Annotated in this window: 2 protein-coding genes and 1 pseudogene; all 3 read left to right on the top strand. The window is 74.5% G+C overall.

What is annotated here, in order from left to right; translation table 11 throughout:
- On the top strand, positions 1-1026 hold a 1026-nt coding region (locus tag ACJ73U_RS12360), incomplete at its 5' end, for a serine hydrolase domain-containing protein (protein ID WP_407777716.1).
- A 50-nt stretch (positions 1027-1076) separates the two neighbouring features.
- Positions 1077-8690 (top strand): annotated as a pseudogene (locus ACJ73U_RS12355) (amino acid adenylation domain-containing protein); the annotation flags it as partial.
- Positions 8691-8741: 51 nt separating this feature from the next.
- Positions 8742-11452 (top strand): non-ribosomal peptide synthetase (locus ACJ73U_RS12350; RefSeq protein ID WP_407777715.1); only part of this gene is annotated, 2711 nt, incomplete at its 3' end.

Raw genomic sequence — 11452 nt, 5'->3', positions numbered from 1 at the left:
GACCTGCCGCTGCCGCTGCGTGACCGGCTGACCCTGCGGCATGTGCTGAGCCACACCGGTGGTCTGCCGTGCGATCCCGCGGAGACGGGTGCGGTGACGCAGCGCCGGCACGTCCTCGACTGCTGTCGCACCGCTCGGCCGCTCGCCGATCCGGGGCGGGTGTTCTCCTACTCCAACGTCGGTTACCTGCTGGCCGGGCACGCGATCACCGCCATCACCGGGATGAGCTGGTGGGAGGCCGTGCGGGCGCTCGTGCTCGACCCGGTCGGTGTTCCGGCCCGGTTCGTGACCGGCACCCGCGTGCCCGCGGACCTGGTCACCGGCCATTCGGCGGGGGGTCGGCCGGTCGTCCAGTCGTTGGCGACGGCGGCGGCCGCGACCGGTGCGTTGGCCGCGAGCGCGAGCGATCTCGTCGCGCTCGGCCGCGGGCTGCTGGACAGCGTCCTGGACGGCAGGTCCCGGGACCAGATGTGCGCTGCGGTGCCGGGTGCGGACCCGTTCGGGTTGGCCGACGGGTGGGGGCTGGGTCTGGCCTGTTACGGCGCGGGCCGCACGGTCGGCCACGACGGCAACGGTGACGGCACGTCCTGCCATCTGCGGATGAACCTGGACACGGGCACGGTCGTCGCGCTGACCACCAACTCGGGTGCCGGGTTCGTGCTGTGGCGGGAGCTGGCGCGTCGTCTGCCGGGTTGCGGGCTCCCGATCGACGACTACGACCCCCTCGCGGTGTCCGGTCGGCCGGTTCGCGCCCCGAGCGAGTGTGTGGGCGACTACGCGAACGGTGACCTGGAGTACACGGTGCGGCACAACGGATCGGGTGGTTTCCGGCTCACGGTGGACGGTGAGCCGTTCGCCGATCTGACCGTCCACTCCGGGCTCCGGTTCACCATGCGTGACTGTGACACCGGGGTGACCGATCAGGCCGGCCGGTTCGTCCTGGGCCGGGACGGGCAGGTCAGCGGCATCCAGGTCGGCGGCCGGCTCGCCCGCAAGCAGCTCGAGCACGCACGCCTCGTCGGCTGACCCCACCAACTCCCTCTCTCCGAAAGGTCCCCACCAGCATGGGTGTCACCACGCTCCTCGACCTCTTCGCGGCCAGGGTCGCGCACGACCCGGACCTGCTGGCGGTGATCGCCGGCGATGTGACCATCAGCTATGCCGACCTGGATCGGCGCGCCAACTGTCTCGCGCACCGGTTGGTGGCGGGTGGGGCGGGCCCGGAGCGGGTCGTCGCCCTGCTGTTGCCGCGTTCGGCGGAGATCGTGGTGGCGCAGCTGGCGGTGCTCAAGGCCGGTGCCGCGTACGTGCCGGTCGACCCGGACTACCCGGCGGAGCGGATCGAGGCGATGCTCGCCGACGCGCGGCCCTGCCTGGTCCTGGACGATCCGGCCGAGGTGGCTTCCGCGACGGGTGCCGGGCCGGACACGCCGCCGGACACCGGTGTGGTGCGGCCCGAGCGGGCCGCCTACGTGATCTACACGTCCGGTTCCACGGGGCGGCCGAAGGGTGTGGTGGTCACTCACGCCGGGTTGGCCACGTTCGCCACCGCCGAGGTGGAGCGGTTCGACGTGCGGCCGGGGGACCGGGTGCTGCAGTTCTCCTCGCCGAGTTTCGACGCCTCGGTGCTGGAGCTGTGCATGGCGTTCGCCGGTGGCGCGGCGCTGGTCGTGCCGCCGCCCGGGCCGCTGTTGGGCGAGCACCTGGGCGAGGTGCTGCGGGAGCGGCGGATCACCCACGCGTTGATCCCGCCGGTCGCGTTGGCCACCGTCGCCGACGCCGATCTGCCGGACTTCCGGTTGTTGATCGTGGGCGGGGACGCCTGCCCGCCGGAGTTGGTGCGCAAGTGGGCTCCGGGGCGGCAGATGATCAACGCGTACGGGCCGACGGAGTCCACGGTCGTGACCAGTTGGAGCGAGCCGTTGTCGCCGGCGGTGGCCGCGCCGCCGATCGGGCGGCCGATTCCGGGGACCCGGGTGCATCTGCTGGACGAGGACCTGCGGCCGGTGCCCGAGGGTGCGCCGGGTGAGCTGTACGTGTCGGGTGTCGGGTTGGCGCGCGGGTACCTGGACCGGCCGGGGCTGACGGCGCAGCGGTTCCTGCCCAACCCGTACGGGACTGCGGGGGAGCGGATGTATCGCACGGGTGATGTGGCGCGGTGCGGGCCGGACGGGAATCTGGAGTTCGTGGGCCGCGCCGATCACCAGGTGAAGATCCGCGGGCATCGGGTGGAGCCGGGGGAGATCGAGGCGGTCCTGGCGGCTGATCCGTCGGTGGGGCAGGCGGTCGTGGTGCCGAGGGCGGACAACGACCTCAAGCGGTTGGTCGCCTATGTGGTGCCGGCTGGTGGTGAGCGGCCCGTGCCGGCTCGGTTGCGGGCCAGGGTGACGCGCAGGCTGCCGGCGTACATGGTGCCGGCGGCGTTCGTGGTGCTCGACCGGTTTCCGTTGTCGCCCAACGGGAAGCTCAACCGGGACGCGTTGCCGGCGCCGGTGTACGGCAGTGTCGCCGACGCGGCTTCGGTGGCGCCGCGTGATGAGCGGGAGCGGTTGCTGGCCGAGGTGTGGGCGGAGGTGCTCGGTGTCGCCGAGGTGGGGGTCACCGACGACTTCTTCGCGCTGGGCGGCGATTCGATCCTGGCCGCGCGGGCGCAGGCCCGGCTGGCGGCTTTCGGTGTGCCGCTGTCCGGGCGGGCGATCTTCGACGCCCGCACCGTCGCGGCGCTGGCCGAGCGGGTCCCGGCCGGCGCGCGACCGGCCGACCCCATCCCGCGTGTGCCCAGGGACCGGCCACTGCCCCTGTCGCCGGCGCAGCGCCGGCTGTGGCTGGAGGAGGTCACGCGGGGTGGGGCGGCCAACAACACCGGGGCGGCGGTGCGCATGCGTGGCCCGCTCGACCAGATCGCGTTGCGGTCCGCGCTGGACCGCGTCAGCGCCCGCCACGCGGCGCTGCGTACCACGTTCGATGTGGTCGACGGCGAGCCGCGCCAGTGCGTGCACGCCGAGGTCGAGGTGCCGCTGGAGATCGTGGCGGCCGACGAGAGCGGCCTGGCGGCGGTGCTGGGCGACGGGCTGGGTCGGCCGTATGACCTGCGCACCGGGCCGTTGACCAGGGTGTTGCTGGTCCGGCTCGACGCCGATGACCATGTGCTGCTGCTGGCCCAGCACCATCTCGTCACCGACGGCTGGTCCGTGGCCGTCCTGCTGGACGAGCTGGCCGCCTGTTATGCGGAGGCGGCGGGCGGGGCGCCGGCGGGTCTGCCCCGGCGGGCCGTCGACTACCCGGACTTCGCGGCCTGGCAGGCCGCCCACACCGACGACGGTGACGACGGTGACGTCGCCTACTGGCGGCGGCAGCTGGCGGGGCTGCCCGTGCTGGACCTGCCCACCGATCGCCCGCGCCCGCATCTGAGGTCCGGTGCGGGTGCGGTGCTCCACCACCGCCTGCCCGCCGAGCTGGTGGCGCGGCTGACCACGCTGGGCGCCGCCCACGACGCCACGCTGTTCATGACGCTGACCGCCGCCGTGCAGGCGCTGCTCGCCAGCCGCGCCGGCCAGCGGGACGTGGCGGTGGGCGCGGTGCGTGCCGGGCGGCCCCGCGCGGAGCTGGAGGGCGTGGTCGGCTTCTTCGTCAACACGGTCGTTCTGCGTTCCCGGGTCGCGGCGGACCAGCCGTTCAGCGAGTTCCTCATCGACGTGCGGGAGACGGCGCTGGCGGCGTTCGAGCACGACGGGGTCACCTTCGACCGGGTCGTGGAGGCACTGGCCCCGCGCCGGGATCCGAGCCGCACCGCGCTGGTGCAGGCCGCCGTGGCGCTGCACCAGCCGATCCTGCGTACCCGGGAGGCCGCGGAGCTGCGGCTCACCGAGTACCAGCTGCCGCGGCCGGCGTCCCGTTTCGACGTGACCGTCGAGTTCTGGCCGGCCGGGGACGACCTGGTGCTGACCGTCGAGTACGACGCGGCGCTGTTCGACGCCGACCGGATGGAGTCGCTGGCGAGCGACCTGGGCGGGCTGCTGCGCGCGGTCACCGAACGCCCGGACAGTCCGTTGGGGACGCTGGTGCCGCTCGCCGGGGTCGGTGAGGAGGGCGTGGCCGTGCGGCCGGCGCCGGAGGAGGCGCCGTACGTGCCGCCCCGCACGCCGGTGGAGGCCACCCTCGTCGCGGTGTTCGCCGAGGTGCTCGGCGCCGCGCGGGTCGGCGTGCGGGACAACTTCTTCGCCCTCGGCGGTGACTCGATCCTGTCGATCCAGGTGGTGACCGCGGCGCGGGCCGCGGGGATCGAGTTCACCTCCCGTGACGTGTTCGCGCACCAGACGGTCGCCGAGCTGGCCGCGCACGTCCAGCCGGTCCGCGGCGGGCAGGTCGACCGTGGCCCGGTCGAGGGTGACGTGCCCCCGACCCCCATCCAGCGCTGGTTCCTGGACACCCACACGGTCCACCCGGAGTGGTTCCACCAGTCCTGCACCATCGACCTGGGCATGCCGGCCGACTCCGCCGCGCTGGCTACGGCGGTGCGGGCGTTGACCGAGCACCACGACGCGCTGCGGATGCGGTTCGACCGGGACAGCGGCTCCGGCGGCGGGAGGTGGCGGCAGGAGAACGCGCCGGCCGGTGCGCAGGGCGCGGTGGCCGGGCACGGCCCGCTGTTCGACGCGCGGGTCATCGGTGAGCGCGGTGTGCGGCTGCGCGCGCACCACCTGGTGGTGGACGGCGTGTCCTGGCGGATCCTGGCCGAGGACCTGCGTACCGCGCACCGCCAGGCCGCGGCCGGCACCGAGGTCGCGCTCCCGGCGCGCACCACGTCCTTCCGCGACTGGGCCCACCAGCTCGTCGAGCACGTGCGGGCCGGCGGGTTCGCGACCGAGCGCGACTACTGGGCCGACGTGGCCCGCGAGGACGGCGCCGTGCCGGAGGACCGCGACGGCGTCAACACCACCGCCTCCGAGCGGTCGGTGACCGTCGCGCTGGACCGGGAGGCGACCGCCGCGCTGCTGCGGGACGTGCCCCGCCTGTTCCGCACCGAGGTCAACGACGTGCTGCTGACCGCGCTGGCCGCCGCGCTGTCCGCGTGGACCGGCCGCGACGAGGTGCTGGTGCACCTGGAGGGCCACGGCCGTGAGGAGCTGTTCGACGGGGTGGACCTGTCCCGGACGGTCGGGTGGTTCACCACGCTGTTCCCGGTCGTGCTGACCGCGCCGGGCACGGACTGGGCCGCCGCGCTGGCCGCGACCAAGGAGCGGATGCGTGCGGTGCCCGGCCGCGGCATCGGGTACGGGGCGCTGCGCTGGCTGGGTGGCGCCGCCGTCTCGACCAACGCGGCCGTGAGCTTCAACTACCTGGGGAAGTTCGCCGCGAACACCGGCGAGCTGGAGCTGCACGCCCACCCGGACGCGCCGCGCGCGCACCTGATCGACGTGGTGGGCCGCGTCCAGCAGGACCGGCTGGTGCTGACCTGGCACTACAGCGCGAACCGGCATGACAAGGCGACGATCGCGCACCTTGCCGCGGCCATGGTGGACGCGCTGCGGCGCGTCGGCGCGCAGCGGGCGCGGCTGGCCGCCACCGGCCGCCGCCCGGCCGACTTCCCCCTCGCCCGGCTCGACCAGGCGACGGTGGACCGGCTGGCCACCGCGGAGGTGGCCGACATCCTGCCGCTCACCCCGATGCAGGCGGCGATGGTGTTCCACAGCCTGTCCCAGGACGGGCGCGGCGCCTACTTCCAGCAGACCTCGTTCGTCGTCGAAGGGGTGAGCGACCCGCCGCGGCTGGCCCGCGCGTGGCGGCGGGTCGTGGACCGCACCCCGGCGCTGCGGGCCGCGGTGGCGTGGGCGGACGTGCCCGAGCCGGTGCAGGTGGTGCGCGACCGGGTGGGGCTGCCGGTGCGGCTGTTGGACTGGACCGGTGAGGACCGTGCCGCCCGGCTCGTCGAGCTGCTGGCGCGGGACCGGGCCGAGGGCCTGGACCTGGGGCGGGCGCCGCTGATGCGGGTGACGATCGCGCGGCTGTCGGACACCGAGGTCCAGGTGCTGTGGACGTTCCACCACGTGCTGCTGGACGGGTGGAGCGCGTTCCACGTGCTCGCCGACGTCGCCGCGGCCTACGCGGGCCAGGCCCTGCCGGAGCGGCCGTCGTTCGCCGGCTACCTGCACCACCTGGCCCGCCAGGACGAGACGGCGGCGGAACGGTACTGGCGGGGCGTGCTCGCCGACATCGAGGCACCCACCCCGCTGCCGTTCGACCGGCCCCGGTCCACCGTGTCGGAGGTCAGCACCTCCGCGCAGCTGGAGGTCGGGCTGTCCGAGGAGGACACCGCGGCGCTGTACGCGTTCGCGCGGGCCAACCGGCTCACCCCCGGCACGGTGGTGCAGGGCGCGTGGGCGCTGCTGCTGGCCCGCTACAGCGGGCAGCGCACGGTGTGCTTCGGCGCCACCGTCGCGGGCCGGCCCACCGACCTGCCGGGTGTCGACGCCATGATCGGCATGTTCGTCAACACCGTGCCGGCGGTCGCGACCGTCGACGGCGCGGCGCCGGTGGCGGGGTGGCTGCGTGCGCTGCAGGACTCGCAGGTCGAGGCGCGCCGCTACGAGCACTCGCCGCTGCCCAGTATCCAGGCCTGGAGCCCGGTGCCGGGCGGGGTGGACCTGTTCGACAGCGCGGTGATCTTCGAGAACTACCCGATCGCCGAGGCGAGCGGGTTGCGGCTGCGGGAGCTGGCCGCGGTGGAGAGCACGACGTTCCCGCTGAACGTGACCGTCTACCCGCGGGAGCGGCTGTCGCTGCTGGTGGGTTACGAGCCCGCGCTGTTCGACGCCGGCACCGTCCGCACGCTCGCCGAGCACCTGACCCACCTGCTGCGGGAGCTGCCCGCCGATCCGGACCGCCCGGTCTCGGACGTGCCGGCGCTCACCGCGGCCGAGCGGACCCGCGTGCTGGGGGAGTGGAACGACACCGCCGTGCCCGTGCGGGACACGACGCTGGTGGCGCTGCTGGAGGAGCAGGCGGCCCGCACCCCCGACGCCGCGGCCGTGGTGTTCGAGGGCCGCACGCTCACCTACGCGCGGCTGCACGCCCACGCCAACCGCCTCGCCAACCGGCTGGTCGCCGCCGGCGCCGGGCGCGGCGCGGTCGTGGCGGTCGCGCTGCCCCGGTCGCTGGAGCTGGTGGTCGCGCTGGTCGCCGCCATGAAGGCCGGTGCGGCCTACCTCCCGATCGACCCCGACCTGCCGGCCGAACGCGTCGAGTTCCTGGTGGCCGACGCGGCCGCGGTTGTGGTGATCGACGACCCCGCCGGCGTGCTGGCGGCCGACGACGACACGGCCGACACGGCCGACCGCGAACCCGCGGTGACGGTCACCCCCGCCGACGCCGCGTACGTGATCTACACGTCCGGGTCCACCGGCAAACCCAAGGGGGTCGTGGTGCCGCACCGGGGTGTGGTGAACCGGCTCCTGTGGGGACAGCACCGGTTCGGGTTGACCGCCGAGGACCGGGTGCTGCAGAAGACCCCGGCGAGCTTCGACGTGTCGGTGTGGGAGTTCTTCTGGCCGCTGGTCACCGGCGCCACGCTGGTGGTCGCGCGGCCGGGCGGCCACCGCGACCCGCTGTACCTGGCCGAGCTGATCGCCGCCGAGCGGGTCACCACCGTCCACTTCGTGCCGTCGATGCTCGGCGCGTTCCTGGCGCACGCCGACCTGGGCCGCTGCGGCAGTGTGCGGCGGGTGCTGTGCAGCGGTGAGGCGCTGCCGGCCGGTCTGGCCGCCGAGTGCCAGGAGGCGTTGCCCGCCGAGCTGCACAACCTCTACGGCCCGACCGAGGCGTCGATCGAGGTCACCCACTGGCGGTGCGCGCAGGGTGAGCTGACCGTCCCCATCGGACGTCCGGTGTGGAACACCCGCACCTATGTCCTCGACGCCGACCTGACCCCGCTGCCGCCCGGCGCGCCCGGCGAGCTGTACCTCGCCGGGGTGCAGGTGGTGCGCGGCTACCTCGGGCGGCCGGGTCTGACCGCGCAGCGGTTCGTGCCCGACCCGTTCGGGCCGCCCGGCGCCCGGATGTACCGCACCGGCGACCTGGCGCGGTGGACCGCCGACGGCGCGGTCGAGTACCTCGGCCGGGTCGACGACCAGGTGAAGATCCGCGGGTTCCGCATCGAGCCCGGCGAGGTCCGCGCCGTGCTGGCCGAGCAGCCGGATGTCACCGACGCCGCCGTGATCGCCCGCGACGGCAAGCTCGTCGCCTACGTCACCCCGGCCACCGCCGACCTGACCGGGCTGCGGTCCGCGGCGGCGGCGACGCTGCCCGAGCACATGGTGCCGTCGGTGATCGTGCCGCTCGCCGAGCTGCCGCTCACCGCCAGCGGCAAGCTGGACCGGCGCGCGCTGCCCGATCCCGCCTACGCAGCGCCCGTCGCCGCCTACGTCGCGCCCGGCACGGCCACCGAGCAGGTCATCGCGGACATCTGGGCCGAGGTGCTCGACCTGCCGCGTGTCGGCGTCGGCGACAGCTTCTTCATGCTCGGCGGTGACTCGCTGCTGAGCCTGCGGGTCGCCGCCCGCGTCAACGCCGCGTTCTCGCTCGACCTCACACCCCGCGACGTGCTCGCCGGCCGCACGGTCCGCGCGCTCGCCGACCTCGTCGAGGAACGCGTGCTCGACCAGGTCGAAGCCCTGGCCCGAAGCGCCGACTGAACCAGCCGAACTCGCTGAACTCACCTTCGTGAGTGGAGGAAAGAACCCCCGATGACCTCGTCCCGGCAAAGCCGCATCGACGCACTGCCCGAGCACCTGCGAGCCCAGTTGGCCCGGCGCCTCGCGGGCAGCACGCCACCCCCGCGGGAGGCCGCCGTCACCCGCGCGGACCGCGGCCGCCCGCTGCCGCTGTCCTCGGCGCAGCAACGGCTGTGGTTCGCCAGCGAGTTCACCCCCGGCGGCACCGACTACAACAGCGGCGTCGCGCTGCGGCTGACCGGGCAGCTGCGGGTGCCGGCGCTGCGGGCGGCGGTCGCGGGGCTGGTGCGCCGGCACGAGTCCCTGCGGACCACGTTCGACAAGGCGGACGGGCGGCCGGTGCAGATCGTGCACCCGACCACCACCACCGAACTGTCTGTTGTGGACAGTGCGGTCGGTGAGCTGGACGCGTTGCTGGACAGGGAGTTCGCGCGGCCGTTCGACCTGCGCACCGGTCCGCTGTTCCGCGCACTGCTGGTCCGCCTCGGCCCGGCCGACCACGTGCTGCTGCTCACCGCCCACCACATCGTCGTCGACGGCTGGTCGCTGCGGGTCCTGCTCACCGAGCTGGCCGCCGAGTACGGAGGGCAGGCGCCCGCCGCGCCCACGCTGCAGTACGCCGACTACGCGGTGTGGCAGCAGGATCGGCTCACCGGGGCGGCGATGGCCGACCACACCGACTACTGGCGCCGCACGCTGGACGGCGCCGCCCCGCTGGACCTGCCCACCGACCGGCCGCGCCCCGCGATGCGATCCACCAGGGGCGCGGCGCACGAGTTCACGGTGCCCACGGCGCTGGCCACGCGGCTCACCGAAGTCGCCGCCGCCAACGACACGACGCTGTTCACCACCCTGACAGCGGCCTGCGCGGTCCTGCTGGCCCGCTACAGCGGCCAGCGGGACGTGTCGTTGGGCACCGTGACCTCGGGCCGCAGCCGCCCCGAGCTGCACCAGGTCGTCGGGTTCTTCGTCAACACCGTCGTCCTGCGCACCGCCGTGGACATGGCGGAGTCGTTCACCGAGCTGCTGGCGCGGGTGCGGGCGAGCACGCTCGAGGCGTTCGGCCACGACGAGGTGCCGTTCGACCGGCTCGTCGAGGTCGCCGCCGCGCCCCGCGACCCCAGCCGCAACCCGCTGTTCGACGTGATGGTGACCCTGCAGAACGAACGCGGGGGCCTGCCGCCGCTGCCCGATCTCACCGTCGAGGACGTCACGCTGCGCCGCGACGCCGCGAACTTCGACCTCAGCATCGACTTCACCGAGCACACCGACCGCATCGACTGCCTCGTCGAGTACAGCACCGACCTGTTCGACGCGGCCACGGTCCAGCGGCTGGCCGGGCACCTGCTGGCGCTGCTCGACGCCGTCACCGCCACCCCGCGCGCCCCGCTCGCCGAGCTGGCGTGGCTGTCCGCCGCCGAACGCCACACCCTGCTGCACACCTGGAACGGCGCCGCCCACGACGTCCCCGACACCACCTTCCCGGCCGTGTTCGAGGCGCAGGCCCGCCGCACCCCCGACCGCACCGCGCTGGTGTGCGGTGCGGAACGGTTGACCTTCGCCGAGCTGGACCGGCGCGCCAACCAGCTGGCGCACCGGCTCGTCGCCGACGGCGCGGGCCCCGAACGGGTCGTCGCCGTCGCCCTGCCACGCACCGCCGACGCGATCGTCGCGCAGCTGGCCGTGTTCAAGGCCGGCGCCATCCACCTCGCCATCGACCCCACACTGCCGCCCGCCCGCCGCGCCCAGCTCGTCGAGGACTCCGGCGCCGTCCTCGTCGTCGATCACCCACCGCAGACCGACGGGCTGCCCGACACCCCGCCCGGGCCGGGCCCGCGACCCGACCACGCCGCCTACGTCATCTACACCTCCGGCTCCACCGGCCGCCCCAAGGGCGTGGTCGTCACCCACCGCGGCCTGGTGAACCTGCTGCACAACCACCGCGCCGAGTTCACCGCCGCGCCCGGCGGCCGGCCCCTGCGGGTCGCGCTGTCCGCCATGTTCTCCTTCGACACCTCGTGGGAGGGTCCGGTCCTCATGGCCGCCGGCCACGAGCTGCACCTGCTCACCGACGAGGTGCGCCTGGACGCCGAGGCGTTCGTCGACTACGTCGTCGCCCACCGGATCGACTTCCTCGACCTGACCCCGTCCTACCTGCGCCGGCTGCTGCCCGCCGGGCTCCTGTCCGACCCGCGTCACCGGCCCGCCGTGCTGATGCTCGGCGGCGAGGCGCTCGACGAGCCGCTGTGGCGGGAGCTGGCCGCGCGGCCCGACACCAGGGTCCACAACTTCTACGGCCCCACCGAGGTCACCGTCGACGCGCTGTCCACCCCGGTCACCGGTGAACGCCCGGTCATCGGCCGCCCGCTGTGGAACACCCGCGCCTACGTGCTCGACGAGGAGCTACGGCCGGTCCCGGTGGGCGTGCCCGGCGAGCTGTACCTGGCCGGCCCGCAGGTCGCGCGCGGCTACCTCGACCGCCCCGGCCTCACCGCGGCCCGGTTCCTCGCCGACCCCCACGGCGCAGCGGGCACCCGCATGTACCGCACCGGCGACCTCGCCCGCTGGACCGCCGCCGGCACCGTCGAATACCTCGGCCGCGCCGACGACCAGGTCAAGATCCGCGGGTTCCGCATCGAGCCCGGCGAGGTCGAGGCCGCGCTGCTGGACTGCGCCGGCGTCGGCGCGGCCTGCGTGGTCGCCCGCGAGGACGGCGGGCACCG

The organism is Actinophytocola sp., assembly GCF_045807065.1.
In the GTDB taxonomy this organism is placed as follows: domain Bacteria; phylum Actinomycetota; class Actinomycetes; order Mycobacteriales; family Pseudonocardiaceae; genus Actinophytocola.
This window is presented reverse-complemented; position numbering and strand designations above follow the sequence as displayed.